Here is a 20,374-nt window from a genome sequence, read left to right as displayed (position 1 = left end):
CGGGCCACACAATCGAACGAGCCTAAGCGATGGAATTTATCTGCACTCAATTGGCGACGGCACAAAACTTGCGTGCTCACGATCGCCGAGGTTCGCTCCCGCTCCTCAGCGGGGGCTGCAGCGGCGGTTCACCTGCACCGCGGCCGGATACTGGAAAGGGCGCTGCAAGGAAGTGAGATTTCGGCCATTGTGACAGACGGACAAAACGCTTTCTGGGTAGTCCAAAGTTCAAGAACCCGTGAGATGCTAGTCGCTGCTGAATGCAAACTCAGAGGCTAGTCAGAGCATCGTAGCATCGGCAGCAAACTCGGCCGCGCAGCGCCCCACAAACGATTTTGTTCGGTGCGGTGCGGGTTCAGGCGAAGCTTGGTGAAGCAATCGTTTGTCACCCAGTGATCGAGAAAGCGTATCCGTCCGGCGAAGCTTTCAATTACCAAAAGGTAGCCGAGTGGGCTGAGGGAAGCGCATAAAAATGTTGCCTCGCTGGTTGGTGACTTTCAATCGACGCGTGACGGTATGGTGCTGACCTGCCACTGCATTTTTATCCAGCGGTAGTTAGAGTCTCGGGGTTTTGTACGCCAAGTGGCGCGGATGGAGCAACGGACGATCGGCGGAGCTGGTCGGGGTTGCGCAGCCGATCGTCCGTTGCGGTGAGGTGGGCGGCGTAGGCCGCGGGGGTCAGGTATTTCAGCGACGAGTGGGGACGCTTGAGATTGTAGTCGGCGACCCAGTTGGCGATCTTGGCGCGGGCGTCATCGAGATCGAAGAACAGGGTCTCGTTGAGTAGCTCATCGCGCATCCGGCCATTGAAACTCTCGACGAAGCCGTTCTGCATCGGCTTTCCCGGCGCAATGAAGTGCCAATCGACGGCTGCGTCCTTGCGCCAAGCGAGCATGGCGTTGCAGGTGAATTCGGTGCCATGGTCGGACACGATCATTCCTGGCTTGCCGCGTCGCTGGACGATTGCCGTCAGCTCGCGGGCGACGCCTTCAGATTGACTTATCCGGAATGCCCCCAGGCACTCCTTGGTCACGTCATCGACGACGTTGAGAATGCGCAAGCGCCGGCAGTTGGCGAACTGGTCATGAACGAAGTCCAACGACTGTAAACAGCGGGTGCGACAAGGCATCCGCCTGAGATCGCACGCCGTCTGCGGCATCCTGATGCACTAGAGCCTGGCGGTAACGACCGAAGGGCTGCCGCTTGGATTGACGGTTGTCAAATCCTGGACTCGGAAGAAATACAAAGGGACTGCCGCGCGTCATTCCTACGCGCACTCCCATCGAGAAGAAGGAAAGCATTCGACGGCCGGACAATGTCCGCCGATCACACAGAGCTGCTGCGCGATCCGAAAGGATGCATCGATGCACCCGTATTGGTAATCGCGAGAGCGACATCTATGAGCTGTTCTGCTCGGCTCGAGAAGTTGGAACCCCTCTCGTGATCCGGACTTGCGCTTGGCTGGGGATGGGGATCACACGATCGCCGACGAAATGGACGAGGTCGCGGTTAAATGACCGCATCGCATCGACTCCAGAGACAACAACGGCAATACCGATGAAGCCGTCACCGAGATTAGATGTCAGGATTCGCGTCTTACCGCCGATCGGAAAGCAGAAGCGCTGTCCCATGCAGACCCCCGACGGATCCATGCCGAAGAGCGCGTGAGGCCGAGGAAGAGAAAGAAGTGCGAGTCGAAGCTGATCAAAGATCTGCCCTTTTTGCTCCCACGCGGACGCTATTATAGGCTCGAATGGTATGCCTTGAGAAATCGAAGGCTTCCACCAGATCCTTAAACCAGGCTGCAAAGCTGAGGAATCGAAGCTCCGGACTGCCGGCGTTCAACCAACCTGATATAGGCCTTTTGCATCCTCGGTTGGTGCGTGTGTCTTCTGGATGACGGTGCTCAATCGACCAACTCCACAGGCACTACCAGCCTTGCGCTGACCGCGCTTGAAGTCGCCCTGCTCGATGGCCTCGTGAATGAAAAACCGCAAGCTCGACGGAAAATACTGACCAAGATCGCACGCCTCGGCGGTTATCTCGCCCGCAGGAGCGATCCGCCGCCTAGCAATACCGTCATGTGCGCAAGCTGTCACGCCTCATGGATATCGCGGTGGGCGCCATGGTCGGAGCAGAGATTGTGGGAATTGAGAGGGCGTCACGCCGGTTACAGAAGGCCCGCTCGATGCAACTTCAAGCGAAAAATCCGCAAAAGAAAGGTAGCCGATAGGCTATGCCTACAACATTAAGGCGCTGCGCGAGCGCGAGAATGCTGATCGGCACCCACGCGGAGCAAAGATACGACGACTCGTGTCGCAATGGAAGCCGCGGCGGCCAAAAAGCCGACCCGCGGGCGTCTCAGCTAGGCGAGGCAAAATACGGTGACGCTTGCAGCCGACGCATCACGCTTCGCCACGGGGGCGCCACGCCCGACAACCATAATCGCGGCTGATGGTAAGGCGGGATAGGAATGTGGGAATGTGGTCCCTTCCAACTGGTTGCGGGCGTGTTCAAGGCCAAGCCGCACGGTGGCCGCAAATGCGGCCGGCGTCCCCCGCGCGCGGCGGCTACCAGATCTGTGGCCGGACGGAACGGCCCGTGGCGCAGCCGAACAAAAGAATGGACTCACAGCGATGTCCGCAATCGTCGTCTCAGGCATGAAGAAATTGCTGTCGATCTCATCTTCGAGTGCGGGCCGGAAGCTTGTGCAGCTTGGGCCGGAGTTGATCAGCGAGCTTTTGCTTCGCAGCCTCGGCATCATCCTGGCGAAAGCGGTGCCGATGAAGGCGGAAACGACGCGCCGGCCGTTTTAGCGGCATGCCCGCGCGTGGCGCATGAAGTCCACGCGGCGGTCGTTGAAGAAACGGCCGAGAGATTTCGCGCCATGCTGCGACCCGCTTCGTCATAGCTCTCGCGTTAAAACCTGCGCTACAGCATGATCTGAAGACACGATATAAGGGACAATCTGAGGCAGAACAGGCGGGAGAAGAGATTCTGCCAGCCGTTTCAGGTTGATGGCGGCGGGCGTCAGTACGTCTGGATCTTCATATTCGGTAGAGCCCCTGGCGCACGGAAGTCCGTACCAGGTCTTCGTTTCGCCGTGGGAGTCCCCTAACCGGCAGCGATGGCGCTGATAGAGCCGTCGATCCTGGCTGCTCCATCGCCCGCGGCGGCGGCAGGCGCGGAGCAGTGCAGGATAATCCTCACTGACACAACTGCCTTGTTAACCCGCCCTTTCGGCGCAATCGCGCCCACACCGGGCGCACTCGTCGCTCAGCTAGCCACCGGGCTACGCGATGAGGACGAACCTGCCTCCAAGTACGCTCGCTCCTGCGCACTCAGCACGAGCGGCGCGATCGGCCGGCCTCGCTCACCCTTATTCGCCACTCGCACTCTCGTCTGTAGAGATATCAACTAATGTGACGAAGTTGCGTTCCAGATAATTGACTTTCATCCTCGCTTCGAACTTCCGCTTAGTACAATCAGACCACAATTTGCTCGGTGAGGCTGTCCCAACTTACATTAGCACGGATCAGCGACGCATTTACCTGGATCACATCGGTAGCGGCGATCTTGGCCTTCAAACAGGCCTCGACCTTCGTTTGAAGACTCTACGGAACCGCTCGTCGCCCCAGTGCAGACGGATGCGCCTGAGGCTTAAATGGTGCGGTTGCTGCTCGTGAATCTTAACCAGCAAACAAATCGCGATGTTGACCTGAGGCCACGCATCAGCTTGCGGTCGTGTACGGTCCCGGTGAGTAGACCGGCAAGCATCAGCCGCACCGCGACTTCCTGAGCCAGCCGACCCGCCGCTGGCGCAACAGCAGTCGCTGACCTGTTCCTCAGCCAGCACACGACACGATCCATCTGGGACGAACTGTTTGAGCGAGCTAGTAATGAAGAGCTCTAACTGATCCTCTCCTTGCGCCCCAGATCTCGTTTGCTCCCCCGATCGCAAATCGCCGACAAGAACGGAATCAGTCAATTTGGTGCTTCACGGACCACGCGCGGCAGCGCTGCGAGGTGGCGTTGAGCACCTTGGCGACGGTGGCCGACGGGCTTGGCTGCTGGAGGTTTAAACGAGGAGAAAGTGCAATGAGCGTTGTCCCGGACGTGGACGCCATTCGAGGCGCTCTCGCGCCGAAAGTCTCAGTACGTATTCCTCGTTTCGCCTGCTCACAACGCCGGATTTATCTGAGGGCTGGCAGAGTTTTGCACGAAACGGGCGCGGGTATGGAATATGTTCAAGAAATACTAGTCAGAAGCGCCCTCAACGTCAAACGGCTGTGGTCGCCAATACAATGGGGGAGAACAAATGCTTACGAAACCGACAGTGGGGATTGCAGATCTCACTGCGCAGGATTGTCGTGCCTTTTATAAGAACCACGACTTATCGCCTGTTGATGTGATTGATAACTGCTTGCAGCGTATCGAAGAAGCAAATCCAGAGCTCAATCCATTCTGCTTCATTGACTTTGAACAAGCGAGAGCCCAAGCGCGACTCTCAGAGGCTCGGTGGATGCGAGGCGAGCCGATCGGTTTGCTTGATGGAGTTCCGGTAACTTTAAAGGACGTCACGCTCAATCGCGGAATGCCTACACGTTGGGGCTCGAGATCAAGTCGCGGTGACGGACCGTGGGACGTCGATGCTCCGGCCGCGGCGCGTCTGCGCGAGGCCGGGGCTATCATTTTGGGAAAGACGACTACTCCAGAATACGGCTTCAAAGGAGTTACACATGGCTCGCTTTACGGGGTCACTCGCAACCCCTGGAATCCAAGCCTCACACCGGGCGGGTCGTCCGGAGGAGCGGCGGTTGCCGCAGCACTAAATCTCGGCTGTCTGCATCTAGGAAGCGACGGTGGTGGATCGATACGGATACCTGCAAGCTTCACGGGCATCTTCGGTCTCAAACCGACCTTCGGATATGTCCCGCAGTGGCCAGCAAGCGTATTTACTATGCTCTCGCATATCGGGCCGATGACTCGCACAGTGGCCGACGCGGCTCTTATGATGAGGGTTCTCGCCCAAAAGGATGTGAGGGACGGATACGCTGGCCCGGAATATCCATTCGGTGACGTCCCCGTGGCATCGTCATTAAAAGGACTAAGAGTGGCGTATAGCCGAGACTTCGGATATGTGGATGTGGCGAATGGGATTCTGAGCGTTACTGATGCCGCTGCTCAGAAAATCGAGTCCCTCGGCGCAGTAGTAATCGAGATTAATCCAGGTTTTGTTAATCCTGAGAAAACGTTCAACACGTTTTGGCGCGCGGGTGCCGCTCGACTCCTTAGCCGACTGAACAAAGAGCAACGTAGCATGCTCGAGGCAAGCACTCTGGAAGTGGCTGAACGAGGTTTGTCCCTCACTCTGTCCGAATATCTCGATGCTCAAGAAGCCCGCGTCGAACTTACTGCCAAGATGGCGGCGTTTCATGAAAAATTTGACCTCCTGATCTCGCCGACGATGTCGGTGGCGCCCTTCCCGGTCGGACTGGATCGGCCCTCTAACCGTCCAGATTGGGCGGCTTTCGTAACTCCTTTCAACCTCACGCAGCAACCAGCAGCTTCTTTGCCCTGTGGCCTAGATAGCAACGGCCTTCCCGTCGGCCTCCAATTAGTGGGTGCGCGCTACAAGGACATGACGGTCCTGTCCGCAGCACGCGTTCTTGAAAGTGCATTCGGGCGTCTCGCCCCCCCGAGGAGCGCACCAGGCTCTCCGCGGTAAGGTTGCAAACGACTTATCAATGATCCCACGACGGCAAGGCTCCAATCGTTGCCGGACCTCTTTGTATTTGTCCAGCAACTGGCCGCAGATCAACCGTGCGACGGACTCAGAAGGGACTAACATGGGAATCACTCGGCGCGACCTCATCAAAACAAGTCTGGTTGCCGGCACCGTCGTATCGATGCCATCAATCCTCCCTGCACAGAATGCCTCTACCGCCGCGCGGACGGTCCGCATGGTAATGTCGGGTGACCTCCGAGTCTTCGATCCGGTTTTTACGACAGCTACCATCACCGGCAATCACGGCTATGCGATCTACGATACGCTGTTCGCACTGGACTCCAAACTTACCCCGCAACCGCAAATGGTGGGCAAGTGGAGGGTTTCCGACGACAAGAAGACCTATACGTTTGAGCTCCGGAATGGCCTGGCTTGGCATGATGGCACGCCCCTTACTGCGGCCGATTGTGTCGCCTCCATCCGTCGGTGGGCCGAGGTCGCTCCTGCGGGCAAATTGATCATGGCACGGGCCAAGGATATCTCGAAGAAGGACGATAAAACCTTCACAATCGAGCTCAAGGAGCCGCTGGGATTGCTGATTGATCTACTGGCGAGTTTGTCAACCCCCTTCCTGTTCATCATGCGGGAGAAGGACGCAAGTCGACCCGCGACCGAGCAGGTGACCGCGAATATCGGATCGGGGCCGTTTAAGTTCAATGAGGCTCTGGCCAAGCCGGGCGCGAGCTTTACCTACGACCGCAATGAGAACTACGTGCCCCGCAGCGAGCCGCCAGACGGATTCGCCGGCGGGAAGATCGTCAAGGTCGATCGTGTCATCTGGGAGAACATCACCAATCCGCAGACGGCTTTCGCGGCCTTGCGCGCCGGTGAGGTTGATTTCCTCGAAACCCCGCTCGCCGATCTTTACTCAGCGATCGAGAGCGATCCCAACCTTGCGCTCCAAATTCTGGACAAGATGGGATGGGTCAATTTTGTGCGCATGAACTGTCTGCAGAAGCCGTTCGACAACGTGAAGGCGCGCCAAGCGATGCTTCACCTGATCGATCAGGAGGCGTTCTCGCGCGTTATTTCCCCCAATCCAAAATACTCCAAAACCGTTACTTCGATGTTTGGCAACGACACACTCTATTCCAACGACGAGAATACGGGATGGTACAAGAAGGGCGGCGATCCGGAAAGAGCCAAGCAATTGTTCAAGGAAGGCGGGTATGCCGGCGAGAAGGTCGTCATTCTCCAACCTACGAACACCACGGGGTACAGCAATGCCTCGCAGTTCCTGGCGGGCGCGCTGCGGAAGATTGGAGTCAATGCCGAGCTGGCGCCAAGCGACTGGGGCGGGGTTGTCACGCGTCGGGCGAACAAGGGTCCCGTTGAGGAAGGGGGCTGGAGCATCTTTATCACGGGCGTACCCAATGTGACCCTCAGCGATCCGATTGGCACACCCGTGCTAGCCGCGGACGGCGACAAGGGGTTCTTTGGCTGGCCGAAGAACGACGAATACGAGGCCCTTCGCGCTCAATGGGCGGATATCGCAACCCTCGCCGAACGGCGGGCGCTGGCCCGCAAGATGCAAGCAGTCTGGTGGGACTTCGTCCCCACCGTTCTGCTGGGTCGAGTTGTCTATCCAGCCGCGCGCCGCAAGATGCTAACCGGCCTCATCGAGATGCCGAGTGCTCTTCCGATGTGGAATGTGCAGAAGGCTTGAGGGCACAATGGCCACTTACATTCTTCGCAGGATGCTTTCGACCATTGCCGTCATGGCAATGGTCGGGACTTTCATCTTTTTGTTTCTCAGGCTCTCGCCTGGCGACCCGGCGGCCATCATCGCCGGCGACGCGGCAACGCCGCAGATGATCGCGGGCATTCGCGAACAGCTGGGACTTAACGATCCGCTGCCAGTCCAGTTCTTACATTGGGCGCTGAGCATTCTCGGTGGCGATTTCGGGGTCTCCATTTTCACGGGACGACCGGTTCTCCTCCTCATCTCGCAGCGGTTGGAGCCAACCATTTCCCTTGCGATATCGACGATGATCCTTTCGGTCCTGACTGGGGTCGCTTGCGGCATGCTCGCCGCGTGGCGCGTCGGCGGCGTCTTCGACCGCACTCTCGCGGCGTTTGCGGCGCTTGGGTTTTCTGTCCCGGTGTTTGTCGTCGGCTATTTTCTCATTTACTGGTTCGCCATCAGCGCGCGTTGGCTACCGGTCCAGGGATACCAGCCGATTGGCCACGGCCTCGGGTCCTGGTTTGTGCACCTGATTCTGCCTACCCTGGCCTTGAGTTTTCCGTATGTCGCCTATATCGCCCGGATCACGCGCGCGAGCATGCTTGAAGTCCTGTCGGAAGACTATATGCGAACGGCTGCCGCCAAGGGCGCGTCTTCATATTCCATGCTTTTCCACCACGCCCTCAAGAATGCGGGTGTCCCCATCCTCACCGTCATCGGCCTAAGTTTCGCATATCTAATTTCCGGGGTCGTCATCACGGAAACGGTGTTCAACATTCCTGGTGTCGGCCGGTTGGTGGTCGATGCCATCAACAATCGTGACTATCCCATTATTCAAGGGGTTCTCATCCTCGCTTCGGGCCTGTACGTGCTGATCAATCTCGCGGTCGATCTAGCTTACACCCTTATCGACCCCCGTATCCGGTACTGATATGACACTTCTCTCGACTCCAGTTGAATCCCTGTCGGTCGGTTGGCTGCGGCCATCCGGCCTTTCGCGTCTTGCAAGGCGACATCCGCTGGTCTTTACAGGGGGTGGGCTCTTGGTGCTGTTGATCATACTTGCGCTTGCTGCGCCGCTTTACGCCAGCGATCCACTGAACATGGATCCGTTCGAACGGCTGCAGCCGCCTTCAGCCGAGATGTGGTTTGGGAGCGATAATCTGGGCCGTAACGTGTTTGCCCGAACGGTGTTCGGGGCCCGCATCTCCCTCATGGTAGGATTGACCTCGGCGGTGGGCGCTGCGTTGGGCGGGCTTTTGATCGGTGTCATCGCTGGTTACAGTCGCAGCTTCGATAATATCGTCATGCGGGTCATGGATGGCCTAATGGCGATCCCGACGATTTTGCTGGCCATCGCGCTTATTTCCCTGACAGGCGCCGGGATCAGAATCGTCATTATCGCGATCACGATGCCTTCAATTCCAAGTGTTGCGCGGCTGGTCCGTTCGGTGGTTCTGAGCGTTCGCACGCGTCCCTATGTGGAGGCTGCGCTCTGCGGCGGGGCGCGCCTGCCGAAACTGCTGTGGCGGCATATCCTCCCGAGCACCATTCCGCCCCTTATGGTGCAGAGCGCCAATGTCTGCGCGTCGGCGATTTTGACTGAGGCCGGGCTGAGCTTCCTTGGCGTAGGCGTGCCGACAGAGATCCCCAGCTGGGGCAACATGATCTCTGGTTCAAGCTTGTATCTCGCTCTCGCCCCGTTCACGGTCTTCGCTCCCGGCGTCTGCCTTGTAATCACGGTGCTTGCCGTCAACCTACTCGGCGATGGCTTGCGCGACCTGTTCGATCCCCGCCCAAAAGGCAGAGCCTGACATGCAAATGCAAGAGGCCATTGGGGGTGACGTGCTCCTGGATGTTCGAGGCTTGGAGACACACTTCTTTGGCGAAGAAAGCATCACCCGCGCATTGGGCGGCATTAGCTTCCAGGTCAAGCGTGGCGAAACGCTTGGCATTGTGGGCGAATCGGGTTGCGGGAAGAGCGTCACGGCCCTTTCCATTCTGCGCCTGCTGCCGAAGCTAAGCGCGAAGACCGTCAGCGGCGAGATCCGGTTTCACGGACGCGATCTGCTGAAACTCACAGAAGGAGAAATGCGACGAGTCCGCGGGGAGGGGATCGCGATGATCTTCCAGGACCCTATGACGAGTCTAAACCCAGTTTATACCGTTGGTCGCCAAATCGCCGAGACGGTGCGGATCCACACCAAAGCTTGCCGATCAGATGCGATGGCAAAGGCGCAAGAGGTGCTTCGGCTCGTCAGCATCGCGGATCCCGAGCGTCGCGTTAGTAACTATCCGCACGAGATGTCAGGCGGCATGCGGCAGCGTGTCATGATCGCTATGGCTCTCGCCTGCTCACCGGAAGTGCTGATAGCCGACGAGCCAACGACCGCGCTCGACGTCACTATTCAGGCGCAGATCCTACGGCTTATCCTCGATTTGAAAGAGCGTATGGGAACCGCCGTGATGTTCATCACGCATGATCTCGGAGTCGTGGCGGAGACGTGCGAACGAGTGATCGTCATGTATGCTGGTCGCATCGTAGAACAAGCGCCCGTACTTGATCTATTCGCGCGCCCCAAGCATCCCTATACGCAGGCCCTCATGCGGTCGGTGCCTGGCCGGGGGCACGGTCGCGCGCGCCTTCCGGAAATTCCAGGCGTTGTGCCAAGCCTGCGCGAGCCTATCCAGGGCTGCAGCTTTGCGCCCCGCTGCCCTTTCGCTATCGATATATGCCGGGAGAAGACGCCCAACCTCTGCAACTTGGGGCCGGGCCATACCGCGGCTTGCTGGCGCGCAGAAGAGTTAGTGCACGAATGAGCGGCTCTCTTCTGAAAGTTGAGAACCTGACCAAGCATTATCCGCTCGGTGCAGGATTTCTGAAGAAGACCATCCCGGTGGTTCAGGCGGTCACCGACGTATCTTTTTCGGTTGAGGCCGGCGAGACGCTGTGCATCGTCGGCGAATCTGGCTGTGGCAAGTCAACACTTGCGCGCCTCTTAATGCGGCTCGTGGAGCCGACAGCCGGCCGTGTGCTGATCGAGGGCTTCGACATTGCCGGTCTCAAGAAAAATCTACTTCGAGATTGGCGACGGCGGATGCAGATGGTCTTTCAGGATCCATACTCGTCACTGAATCCGCGTCTCACGGCTGGGCAGATTATTACCGAGCCCGCAGAGAACTTCGGGCGTCTCAGCCGAAGGCAGCGTCAAGCCCTTGCTGTGGAACTTCTGCGAAAGGTTGGGATGTCGCCTGAGCTGATGCACAGGCTTCCTTCAGAGCTTTCGGGCGGTCAGCGTCAGCGTCTCGGCATTGCGCGGGCGCTGGCGCTTAGGCCATCGCTCATCATCGCCGATGAGGCAGTCTCGGCACTTGATGTCTCAGTGCAGGCACAGATCCTTAACCTTCTCATGGATCTGCAACAGGAGACAGGCATTGCCCTTATCTTCATCTCCCATGACCTCAGGGTGGTGGAACACATCGGCCAGCGAGTCGCCGTCATGTATTTGGGGCGGATCGTAGAGCTCGCGCCGTGCGAGGCGCTCTTCGCAAGGCCCGTTCATCCGTACACCGAGGCGTTGATCGCGGCTGCACCTGTCCCTGACCCCACACGGATCCGGCTGGAGGTGCCTTTGCAGGGTGAGGTGCCAAGTCCCATCCAACCGCCGAAGGGATGCGCGTTTCACCCGCGCTGCCCGCTTGCGGTTGAGCGCTGCCGGATCGAAGTGCCGCCTTTGGTGCCGATGGCTGACGGGCGCGTCGTAGCCTGCCATGTGCGCGCCCCGACTATGGGCATTCCGGCCGAGCCAATCACGGCCAATTCTTCGCTCTCTCCTATGGCACAGCAATAGACATTTTGACGTGATCGAATATTTTGTGCGCACCGCCGATACGAGCATCGACATCGGCACAAAGAACAGTCTCGCAAGTAATGACATCCGGGCAAAGATCGCGCCGCTCACGTACGCTCGCCGGTCGGCCCGGCTCGATGGGCTTAGACTCGACGAGCAAAAGCGGCCTTCTACGAAAGAGGGGGCCACCGGCCCTAGACCGCACTCCACTTTGCGTATTTCTCGCGGGCTTTCTCTCTCGGCAGTTATGTCATGGGCTGCAAGAGGCTGCGATCAACCTCCCATTCAGCTCCAGAAAATCTTCGAATGCGCTTGCAACCCCGTCGAGCTCACTCGCCAACATCGGTAGGGACAGATTGAGCATGCCATTGCGGGTCAGATATTGGCCCCGCTCTAACATCTCCAGGTGAAAGAGGGGCTTGGCATTCGGATCTTCGGTCTGCGTGTCCGCGATAGTTCGGATGTCGCCCTCACGGAAGTGGATGTTCATCATCGAACCCCTTCCGGTGAACTGTATGGGCAGTGCGCGAGCTTGCGCGATCCCGTTGAGCTTCGCCCGCAATGCATCGCCCATGGCGTTTAGTTGCACAAGACGTTCGCTCGTCAGCACTGTTGCCGCGGCCACGGCCGCAGCCATGGAGATGGCATTGTTGTTAAATGTGCCGGCGTGAGCAAGGGCAGTTGGCCGATTTGGATCGTAGAGCGCCATGATGTCCTCGCGCCCGCCAAAGGCGCCAAACGAAGCGCCGCCCCCGAGATACTTACCTAGGGTTGTGAGGTCTGGCGTAACTCCGAGGACACCTTGGAGTCCACTTGGCGCAAGACGAGAGCACATCACTTCGTCAAAGATGAGAATGATTCCATGCCGTTCGCAAAGGCTGCGAATTGCTGACAGGAATTCCCGACTCGCAGGAATGCACCCCGCCGAACCCTGCAGCGGCTCAACGATAACCGCCGCTAGGTCACGCGCTTCGCGATCAATCGCAGCCACTGTGTGTTCTATGTCGTTGTAAGTGCCGAGTACGAGCGGAAAAGGCGCGTTTTGAGCAGAATCGCCAGATTTATAATGCAATACTCCCCCGTGATAACCTCCGCGAAAAGCCATAATTCGCGATCGTTTCGTGAAGGCTCTGGCTGTCCCCAACGCCATGAGATTCGCTTCGGTGCCCGAATTCGTGAACCGGATGCGTTGGACGGATGGGAAGCGCGAGCACAGGGAAGCCGCCAAGCGCGCCTCGTTTTCGATGTGTCCACCATGCACCCAGCCCGTTTCAATAGCATGCTGAATAGCTGCTTTGATCGTCGGCTCAGAGTGTCCGAACAGCCCCGCGCTGTATTCACACAAAAAATCAACATAGTCATTGCCGTCGACATCTTGAACTCGACACCCCGAGCTCGTCTTTACGAAAAAAGGAAACGGCTTAAAGAACAGAACGGATCGCGTATTTCCCCCGGGCATGAATTGAGATGCGCGCTGCATATAGGTGAGGCTCAGCGGGTGTTGTCTGGAGTAGCGCTCTTCCGCGTCCGTCAGAGCGCGAGCGAGATCTAAGTTATGCCTAATTTCGTTCATCACGAGTTTCCATTTTCCAGTTCAAGCCCAGACGTCTTTGCAAGGTGAGACGGCTCATCGGCACCGGCCGCCTGAGAGCCGGGGATTTGGCTCGATGAAGTGCGGATTAGTGCCGTGGAAACCATTCGCAAGAACAGGGCGGTTCTTGCACTCCCCGCTTCGAAGGTTCAGCCCCTGAAGACGACTGCGCGAGTCAGAGCAGCCAACGCTCGGTGCCGAGCCCGTCCTAGGCTCGCAGTGCCGGCAAGCCCAATGAGAAACCAGTTGTTTTCGCCAAATAGGCCAGCCTGTGCCGCCGTTAAAATCGCGCACAATGCCTTCCCAGCAACTGTGAGTGTCGGGGATCGGAGGGATCCTAGATGATCGGCATCAGTCCACATATGTCACACCCCTTTTTCGTGAGTAGCGTAAAAGTGCGCCGATTTTACTCAGTAAAAGGTGACACTCAGGTATCTCATCAGCTGCCATGCTCTCAAGTTGTCCACCATATTGGCCACCGCGCTGCCACGACGTATTTCGGTCGGATCGCCGAGTCATTCCATAATAGCGTCCAACCTTGAGCGCAGAAGATAGGCCTGATCCTCGTTCCTTTCGCGTCGCACTTTCCGATGTCATGATATAACTACGAGTCTCGTTTGAGCGACTCCTGAAGAGTCAAACTGCAAGCTTCCGAGGTCTCAAACCGCAAAAGCTTGCAACGCGAACCGAAGCTTGGACCGGAAAATCCACGACACTCATTGGCGGCAAGAGATTCCACGGCCGATCGCTGAACTATCGAGCTACCTGCGCGGCCACGCAAACCTGGACCAAAGCAGCGGCATCAGCGCCAGCGGTTCTCCTCAGCGTCGTATGTGTCCGACAAGGGATCGCTGATGGCCATCAGCTCACGCTTGAGCACTTTATTGCTGGTGACCGTTCTCGGAAGCGCCGGCGTAAAGGCGATGTAACGTGGTACCTTGAATGCCGTAAGGCGGGCACGAGCATGCTCGAGAATGCGCTCCACCTGCAGGTGGGCCGGCGTGAGTCCCTTTTTCAATTCGACATAAATCTTGATCTCCTCGCCCCATTTATTATCGTGGACAGGCACCGCGGCCACCTCCGCGATCTCTGGAATCTCACGGATGACGGCCTCCACTTCACACGCAGCGATATTTTGGCTAAAGCGACGGATCATGTCCTTCTTACGTCCTACGAACCAATAGCAGCCGAGGTCGTCCCGGCGCAAAAGATCACCAGTCTTGAACCATTCCCCTTCGAAGCAAGCCTCATTTGCCTCTGGCCTATTCCAATAGCCCTTGAACATGCCGCGTCCCTTTACCCAGAGCTCGCCAACTCCGCCGACTGGGGTGGCGCTGCCGTCGTCGTCAACCAAGCGCAGTTCCCGAAAAGGGGCGCGAATCCCGAGCGAACCGGTCTCATTTATGTCTGCGAGATCAGCAGGAATTTGCGTGCCGGTTCCGATTTCCGTCATGCCAAAAGAGTTGTTGGCGCGCACCGCAAACTGTTCGCGATATCGGTGGACCGTCTGAACACTCCAGCCGTCGTACTGCCACACCTGCTTCAAGCTCGTCGGTACGTTATCGTCGCGTTCTGCTATGAGCCTCGGCAACGCGCACCACTCGATGCGAAAGTTCTTCACCCAATCCATAAATTGCGATGCGTCTATTTGCTGGCTGACGTACACCGTTCCGCCCTGTACATATGAGTTCAAAAGAATATATGGCCAACTGATGTAGGAGAAGGATGCCCAACTCAGATACTTCTTGAACGGAACAACACTGGCAGATACGTACGAGCCGACTCCCCAATAATCGTGCGTCAACATGCAGCCTTTCGGAAAGCCCGTCGTGCCCGAAGTATATTGGATGGTCAGCAGGTCCTCGGGGCGGACATCCTGGTCCACCGGCGAATCGTTGACGCTGTTGAATAGTTGATGGAGCGCGACAGTCGTCCCGCCGGGAGGCTGCCCTACATGAATTACTCGCTCCTTGGCAAGTCCTTGCGGCCAAGGATTCATCGCGCCGAACGTTGACCACGCAGATTCGTCGACGATGGCAAATGTGGCTTGGGTATCGCTGATAATGTATTCGACCTCCCTCGGCGTGTATTGTGCGTTGATCGGGACCATCACAGCACCGAGCTTTGCAAGCGCGAACCACACAATCGGCCATTCGATGCGATTGGGCAACATCACTCCGACGCGATCGCACTTGCGCACTCCAAATGCGCGCAGCGCATGTGCATAGCGGTTAGACCTGCAGTCCAACTCAGAATAGGTTGCGCGCTCGCCGCGCTCGAAGATGTCGATCGCAGTTGTGGACGCGTGTGTTCGCGCCTGCATTGAAACAAGCTGCCCCACTGTTGTGGCTCTATATGCGGCCTCAAGCACCTCGCTCCTGCGCAAGGCATTTTCCACGCGCGCGTGCAGTTGGGTTGATGTCCAGGTGTTGGGAGTTGTCATAACAATCCTCAGGTCCAGGAGACGAATAACACCGACTAACGGTTCCGGTGACAAGCTGCCTGCCTACAACCAGGCGCAGGGCGTAATCAATGCCCCCAGATACGATGTTGATTGTCGGCGCGGCACTTACGGCGAGCTCGAGTTCAGTAATGCGCGGCTCACTCACATTTATGAACGATCCTTCCAATTGCTGCACCTTATGGTCCGTGATCAGCGTCTGTGCCCGTTAGTTGGCCATTAGTGGTTGACGGTACATCACCGACAATAATCTGGACACTACCGACTCTGGTGAGGATAAGAAGAACCGGTAGCGGCGCGCATCAATGACAAGGTTCCATGGACCGCACTTCTCGTGTGTACCTGCGTACGCCGCATCCCCCACACGCCAAATGGCACCCATCCACAACCTGCCCTGCAAATCCGGCCACAAGAACAGGTAGTACGGCAACCATCATTCCAAGAGTATCGTATTTGCTCGCTACTAGCCTACGAGGTGGCTCATGACGGTAGACGAATGTGCGGCAGTAACGTGCGCACACATTCCCGTGGATGTTACACGGTCCATTCCAATATACGACATCGTCGCCGCTCAGAAGGATATCAACCTGCTGATGGGCTTCGATTTTCATGAATATGTCTCAGTTACGCAAGCAACTCCGACAAAAGGACGAACATTTCCCAATTTTCGACCTGACCGATCGACAATTCACCCGGGCGAGGGATTTTGGGTCATTGGCCTCGACAAGAACAACGACGTCGTGCTTACAAATGCCACTCGGCTGTATGACCTTTCGCATAGTAACTTTGCAGAGCATCTTCGGTCGCTGAGAGCATTTTACAGTGAGCCGATCACACATGCGCATCATCATGATCGTTGCGCTTGCATAGCACCCGCCGCAGAGGAGATGACCGGAAAAATAGCCTACAATGGGGATCTTTGGGTGCGCAGAGATCTCAGAGGACAGGGTGTCCCGAGAATGATAGCCCGAGTTACGCGCCGCATCGCTTATGCTATGTGGGCTCCCGATTTCTTATGCGCGCTTGTCGCTCGCTGGCGAGTGGATAAGGGGCTTCCACACTATTATCATCATGAACCCGACGGATCGATCTTGCGGCTGGTTAGAGAGAATATTGCTGAGGATAATTGGCTTGTGTGGGTAACTGGTGAAGAGTTGAAGAGCGAAGTCCGTTGCGATCCTTTGGTCGCGCCGTAAAAGATAGTGGTCTGATCTAGCAACGCTGAAGACGTGCTGGCGGCGATCGTGGTTCATTGGCTCCGATGGGATTAGGAGATTGTGCGTGCGGGGACAATTGAACGGGCGCGGTGTTCAGCTACGTTCGGGGCGGCATGCTCATCCACTGTGAGAAAGGTGCGCTGGAGCGGGAGTGTCGCCGCGCTGCCGGTCAGCCGGGGTTCTGTCATGCCGATGAGGCATTCGCCGCTTTCTCGCGCACAAGTTGGCGGAAGGCTTGCACCGGATGCACCACCATGACTTTCTGTCGATGGTGGACGGAACGGTAAAATGGCCCGTTGCCATCAACTTCTTGGCCTTCTCAGTGCTCCGACTGATGAAAAAGGCAGCGAGGAGTCCTCGCAAAATGCGAAATTCACGTTTGTCCACACTGCCGCGGCATGTTGGCATCGACTTTCTCCCGAAGCCCGGCGCGCGTGACAGCTGTTTCGTTGTCACACGTGCTTTGCAGAGCACCACACCGCAGGATCGCGTGGCGTAGCGATTGCGCTACACGGTGAGCGTCTTGCCGCTCCAAGTGCGCCCGCTCCTGTGGAGTCGATACAAAAGGCCCGACCGGCCAGCCTCTTAAAAGTGCCTTCGCCACAAGCGCCGTCCTCTCCGGAGAGTCGAACAACTATTGCGGACGAACTGATGAGTAGTCGCGTGATGCTTGCTATTTGATGAGCGTCTGACGGCGCCAGCTCTCAACTGCCTTGTCTAGAGCGGCTGCAGCCGCTGGATCTGCCCAGCGGTCCCAAAACTCGATCGTGCCGCTGAGCGGCTCGTTGAGAGGCTTGGCAATCCGGATACGTGTTGGTAATAGGATGGCGTCACCAACAACCAGAGCCTCGCCGGTGTCGAGGACTGGCAGCAATTCGCCGAAACTGCCGAGGCTGTCGGGCAACAGTCGGCGAACCACCGCTTGGTCGTCACCATTGGTCAGTCGCATGGCAATCAGATTGTTGCACTGACTGACGACGGTACGATTTACCTCTGCGGGCCGTTGGCTGATCACGACCAGGCCGACGCCATATTTTCGGCCCTCCTTGGCAATGCGCTCGAATATTGCGATCGCATTCTCGGCAGCGGCGGAGGCTGCATCCTGGGGAATGTAGAGGTGCGCTTCGTCGCAGAACAGCGCAACGGGATGGCGAGCACCCTGTGCACTCCACTGTTGCACATGAAATGTCATGCGCGCGACCATTCCGACAATAAGTGGGAGGATATCCGAGGGCACCTCTGAGAAATCCACTACCTTCACCCCGCCTCGACCGCCCTTGGCGGCTCGCCCGCCCAGCAACAGTGTCACCGCCTGCTCAAGCCATTCATAGCCATCGGCAATCGAAGCGGCTGGAAACAGAAACCCAAGCCGCCGGTCTGTGCGTTTGCCTTCGAGGCGTTGGATCAGACGGCTGAGTTTGCCGTAAAAGTCGCCCTGCTTCTCACCTCTGGCGCCCGGGACCATTTCCATATTCAGGCGGTTAAGCGTTGCAAGTACAGATCCCATTGCGAACGGGACGGGGCTGTCGATGGTAAAGTTGGCCAGGATCTCGCTATGTCCTCCATCAGCCAGAAAGCTGGACTTGGCATCCACAATCGCGCGGGACATAACCATAGCCTGATTGGGCGCGTTCTGGTCTGTGCGATCAACGAACATCGAGACAAGCGCTTCGTAACTCATCAGCCAGTACGGAAGATGAAGAATGCCATCAGATAGCCCTCTGCCCGCGTCAATATCGCCCGGACCTGCGACCCGAAGATGCACGAAACCATCGCCAGCCATGGATGCATATTCCCCGTGCATGTCAAATACGATCGCATTGGCGCTCTTGAGCTCGGCCACTTGCTCCAGGAGGCGGGCGGTCGTCCAGGACTTGCCGGAGCCGGTGCTGCCCACAACCAACGCATGGCGCTGAAAGAGCTTGTTGCCATTGACATATGCTTCGGCCTTGGGATCAAGTGTATAGGCTCCAAGCGACAGACGCTGGGCACCGGCGGTCACGTCGGAGATGACGCTCATGAAGCGGGTGAGCCGTTCACCTTCGAGAGCAAAGCAGTATGCATCTATCTCGGGAACAGTCTCAAGCGTGCGCCTAAATACGTTCGATCGGCTACCGTCTCGATCAAGCAGGGTGCCAATCAACGTGACACGGACGAGATTGACCTCGGGGTGTGCTTCCTCACCAAGGTCAACGTCGGCCACTTTCGCTTCTTCGAGCGCTGTGCGCGTAATCTTGTATATCACACCGATCAGCTTGTGGCCTGCCAAGCTGCTCTGCAGTGCCACCAGCCGGTTGACCTGGATGGCTCGCAAGGCCTCGATATCATCGATGCGAACAATCACAGTGGCAGTGTCGACCGATTGGACGCGGCCGAGCGTCTCGTGATCAGCAAAGTCCAAGATGCTCATGCGTCGGCTCCTATGAAATGATCGAGAAAGCTGTCGAGACGCCAAAGCGGCTTCTCGAGGTCGAATCCTGCGGGTGCATGGTGCATATACGCGCGCGCGCCGGCCTTGCCGTCTTCAATGGCGAGATAGCGCCGGCACCGACCACCGGAGAGAAACGCTTTGGCGCTAGGCGTCAACTCTTTTGTGAGGACAACCAAGGGTACAGAATTGCGGTCGCATCGCTCGATAAGTTTTGTTTGAACATGCTCGTCATTGAAGCCGTAGCCAACGCAGAAGTAGGAGCGCGCATTCTGTAACGCCACATCGCTGCGGCCCAGGATTGTGCGGAAGGGCTCGCCGTGGGTTAGGCGATACTTGTCGATACCGGGCGTAATCATGAGCGGCGAATAGTTGGCTGGGACCGTGAGAGCACTTCTTACGCCGATGATTTGCTTTGAGGCGTCCTGGAACCAATCGAGTGAGCCGTGGACCTTCCAGACCGCCACGGTACGTAATTGTCGTCCATTTACCGTCACTCGGGTGTCTGGGGATTGTGCGCGTGTTTGCAGGTAGCCATAGCTAAACCCGGTGAACGTGCTCGCATCGGCCGCATCGGCTGCATATTCGGCGAGCCGGTCGTAGTTGGGTGTCACAACGTGAACAGTGGCATGAGTGCTGTCGAAGAGGTGACGATAGAGCCTGGTGAGCGGCAACGAGCGGCGGTCGGCCAACACGGATGCCAGCGCGGCTAGATCGGAGGGCAGTAGAAATTCCCGCGTGACGGCAGCAACGAACAGCGTTTGTCGCTCGGTCGGACGTACTTGCTGGAGCGCAGATTCGAGATCGGCTCCCGTTGTGAGCTTGTCAAGGAAGGACGTCCATTCGGCTTTTTCTTCACCAGTCCATTCGGCTGGAAGCGGAGCCTCTAATAAACGCGCTGCTAAGGCGCCCATGCCCGGGACACCATGCGCCGCCGAGGCGCCGCTTCCGAGGATGATCACCGGGGCCGCGCTTAGCGCGCTTTGTGCAAATTCCTGTGCAAACTCAGTCTGGCTCTTTGTTGCCATTGCGTCTCGCTTCGATCAGATCCTGAGGCTGATGCTCGGCCGCGGAGCGTAACTCGTGCGGTAAATGAATGCAGACCTCGTGTTTATGAAATCGTAACGCGGCTTTTCACTCGTCAACCAGCGAGTTGCAGCGGCGCGCCGGGGTGAATGTTCCTCTGAGTTCCTTGAAGGTCGAATTAGAACGTAGTTTCCTTCACGGGCCCAGATCAGAGGCTCGTTTGCTGGCGGGTGGGAGCCTAACGAACGGTAGCTCCGTGCGTCGCTCCGCAAATGAACTTCGTTACCAAGAACAGCACCTCGGTTCTGATTTTTGGCGACGATGAGCT

Annotated in this window: 13 protein-coding genes and 2 pseudogenes; 8 read left to right on the top strand and 7 right to left on the bottom strand. The window is 57.6% G+C overall.

Annotated elements, in window-relative coordinates; genetic code table 11:
* Positions 1–541: 541 nt before the first annotated feature.
* Both XH98_RS17565 and XH98_RS17560 read right to left on the bottom strand, forming a co-directional pair.
* Positions 542–1,102, bottom strand: a pseudogene (locus XH98_RS17565) (integrase core domain-containing protein); the annotation flags it as partial.
* A gap of 295 nt (positions 1,103–1,397) precedes the next feature.
* A complete protein-coding gene (locus XH98_RS17560) occupies positions 1,398–1,631 on the bottom strand; it encodes a hypothetical protein (RefSeq protein WP_271619398.1) in 234 nt (77 codons plus the stop codon).
* A gap of 1,005 nt (positions 1,632–2,636) precedes the next feature.
* Here XH98_RS17560 and XH98_RS17555 point away from each other — a divergent pair.
* Positions 2,637–2,816 carry a hypothetical protein gene (locus tag XH98_RS17555; RefSeq protein ID WP_271619397.1) on the top strand — a complete coding sequence of 60 codons (180 nt, stop codon included), beginning with the start codon at positions 2,637–2,639 and terminating at the stop codon, positions 2,814–2,816.
* A 456-nt stretch (positions 2,817–3,272) separates the two neighbouring features.
* On the opposite strand, the pseudogene XH98_RS17545 reads toward XH98_RS17555, so the two are convergent.
* A pseudogene (locus tag XH98_RS17545) lies at positions 3,273–3,390 on the bottom strand (IS630 family transposase); the annotation flags it as partial.
* Positions 3,391–4,318: 928 nt separating this feature from the next.
* Here XH98_RS17545 and XH98_RS17540 point away from each other — a divergent pair.
* From XH98_RS17540 to XH98_RS17515, 6 genes are all read left to right on the top strand, one after another.
* Positions 4,319–5,728 (top strand): amidase, encoded by a 1,410-nt coding sequence (locus XH98_RS17540; protein ID WP_271619396.1) that lies wholly within the window; start codon positions 4,319–4,321, stop codon positions 5,726–5,728.
* Positions 5,729–5,849: 121 nt separating this feature from the next.
* Positions 5,850–7,454, top strand: a complete 1,605-nt coding sequence (locus tag XH98_RS17535; RefSeq protein WP_271619395.1) for an ABC transporter substrate-binding protein — start codon at positions 5,850–5,852, stop codon at positions 7,452–7,454.
* A 7-nt stretch (positions 7,455–7,461) separates the two neighbouring features.
* Positions 7,462–8,403 (top strand): ABC transporter permease, encoded by a 942-nt coding sequence (locus XH98_RS17530; protein ID WP_271619394.1) that lies wholly within the window; start codon positions 7,462–7,464, stop codon positions 8,401–8,403.
* Position 8,404: 1 nt separating this feature from the next.
* Positions 8,405–9,286, top strand: coding sequence for an ABC transporter permease (locus XH98_RS17525; RefSeq protein WP_271619393.1), 882 nt, complete (start codon positions 8,405–8,407; stop codon positions 9,284–9,286).
* Between the two features lies 1 nt (position 9,287).
* The gene (locus XH98_RS17520) at positions 9,288–10,292 is read left to right on the top strand and encodes an ABC transporter ATP-binding protein (protein WP_271619392.1); all 1,005 of its coding nucleotides are present in this window, start codon (positions 9,288–9,290) and stop codon (positions 10,290–10,292) included.
* Entirely contained in the window at positions 10,289–11,323 is a 1,035-nt protein-coding gene (locus tag XH98_RS17515; RefSeq protein ID WP_271619391.1) for an ABC transporter ATP-binding protein, read from the top strand. The genes XH98_RS17520 and XH98_RS17515 overlap by 4 nt, the downstream gene beginning before the upstream one ends.
* 250 nt (positions 11,324–11,573) lie before the next feature.
* Here XH98_RS17515 and XH98_RS17510 read toward each other — a convergent pair whose 3' ends face one another.
* Entirely contained in the window at positions 11,574–12,896 is a 1,323-nt protein-coding gene (locus XH98_RS17510) for an aspartate aminotransferase family protein (protein WP_271619390.1), read from the bottom strand.
* 820 nt (positions 12,897–13,716) lie between these two features.
* Entirely contained in the window at positions 13,717–15,357 is a 1,641-nt protein-coding gene (locus XH98_RS17505; RefSeq protein WP_271619389.1) for a class I adenylate-forming enzyme family protein, read from the bottom strand.
* Between the two features lie 500 nt (positions 15,358–15,857).
* On the opposite strand from XH98_RS17505, the gene XH98_RS17500 reads away from it, so the two are divergent.
* Positions 15,858–16,571: a hypothetical protein gene (locus XH98_RS17500; RefSeq protein WP_271619388.1), complete on the top strand. Its 714-nt coding sequence runs from the start codon at positions 15,858–15,860 to the stop codon at positions 16,569–16,571.
* 694 nt (positions 16,572–17,265) lie between these two features.
* Here the strand turns inward: XH98_RS17500 and XH98_RS17495 are convergent.
* Both XH98_RS17495 and XH98_RS17490 read right to left on the bottom strand, forming a co-directional pair.
* The gene (locus XH98_RS17495; protein WP_271619387.1) at positions 17,266–19,002 is read right to left on the bottom strand and encodes an ATP-binding protein; all 1,737 of its coding nucleotides are present in this window, start codon (positions 19,000–19,002) and stop codon (positions 17,266–17,268) included.
* A complete protein-coding gene (locus XH98_RS17490) occupies positions 18,999–20,048 on the bottom strand; it encodes an SIR2 family protein (RefSeq protein ID WP_271619386.1) in 1,050 nt (349 codons plus the stop codon). The genes XH98_RS17495 and XH98_RS17490 overlap by 4 nt, the downstream gene beginning before the upstream one ends.
* Positions 20,049–20,374 lie beyond the last annotated feature (326 nt).

The organism is Bradyrhizobium sp. CCBAU 51745 (assembly GCF_028128715.1).
Lineage (GTDB): Bacteria > Pseudomonadota > Alphaproteobacteria > Rhizobiales > Xanthobacteraceae > Bradyrhizobium > Bradyrhizobium manausense.
Note: the sequence above shows the minus strand (reverse complement) of the source record. Positions and strands in the feature narration are given on the sequence as shown.

Bases quoted from the DNA above. Each gene is read 5' to 3' on its own strand.
- XH98_RS17505 (WP_271619389.1), bottom strand. From the start codon at position 15,357: ATGACAACTCCCAACACCTGGACATCAACCCAACTGCACGCGCGCGTG.
- XH98_RS17535 (WP_271619395.1), top strand. From the start codon at position 5,850: ATGGGAATCACTCGGCGCGACCTCATCAAAACAAGTCTGGTTGCCGGC.
- XH98_RS17495 (WP_271619387.1), bottom strand. From the start codon at position 19,002: ATGAGCATCTTGGACTTTGCTGATCACGAGACGCTCGGCCGCGTCCAA.
- XH98_RS17500 (WP_271619388.1), top strand. From the start codon at position 15,858: ATGACGGTAGACGAATGTGCGGCAGTAACGTGCGCACACATTCCCGTG.
- XH98_RS17530 (WP_271619394.1), top strand. From the start codon at position 7,462: ATGGCCACTTACATTCTTCGCAGGATGCTTTCGACCATTGCCGTCATG.
- XH98_RS17520 (WP_271619392.1), top strand. From the start codon at position 9,288: ATGCAAATGCAAGAGGCCATTGGGGGTGACGTGCTCCTGGATGTTCGA.
- XH98_RS17560 (WP_271619398.1), bottom strand. From the start codon at position 1,631: ATGGGACAGCGCTTCTGCTTTCCGATCGGCGGTAAGACGCGAATCCTG.
- XH98_RS17555 (WP_271619397.1), top strand. From the start codon at position 2,637: ATGTCCGCAATCGTCGTCTCAGGCATGAAGAAATTGCTGTCGATCTCA.
- XH98_RS17510 (WP_271619390.1), bottom strand. From the start codon at position 12,896: ATGAACGAAATTAGGCATAACTTAGATCTCGCTCGCGCTCTGACGGAC.
- XH98_RS17490 (WP_271619386.1), bottom strand. From the start codon at position 20,048: ATGGCAACAAAGAGCCAGACTGAGTTTGCACAGGAATTTGCACAAAGC.
- XH98_RS17515 (WP_271619391.1), top strand. From the start codon at position 10,289: ATGAGCGGCTCTCTTCTGAAAGTTGAGAACCTGACCAAGCATTATCCG.
- XH98_RS17525 (WP_271619393.1), top strand. From the start codon at position 8,405: ATGACACTTCTCTCGACTCCAGTTGAATCCCTGTCGGTCGGTTGGCTG.
- XH98_RS17540 (WP_271619396.1), top strand. From the start codon at position 4,319: ATGCTTACGAAACCGACAGTGGGGATTGCAGATCTCACTGCGCAGGAT.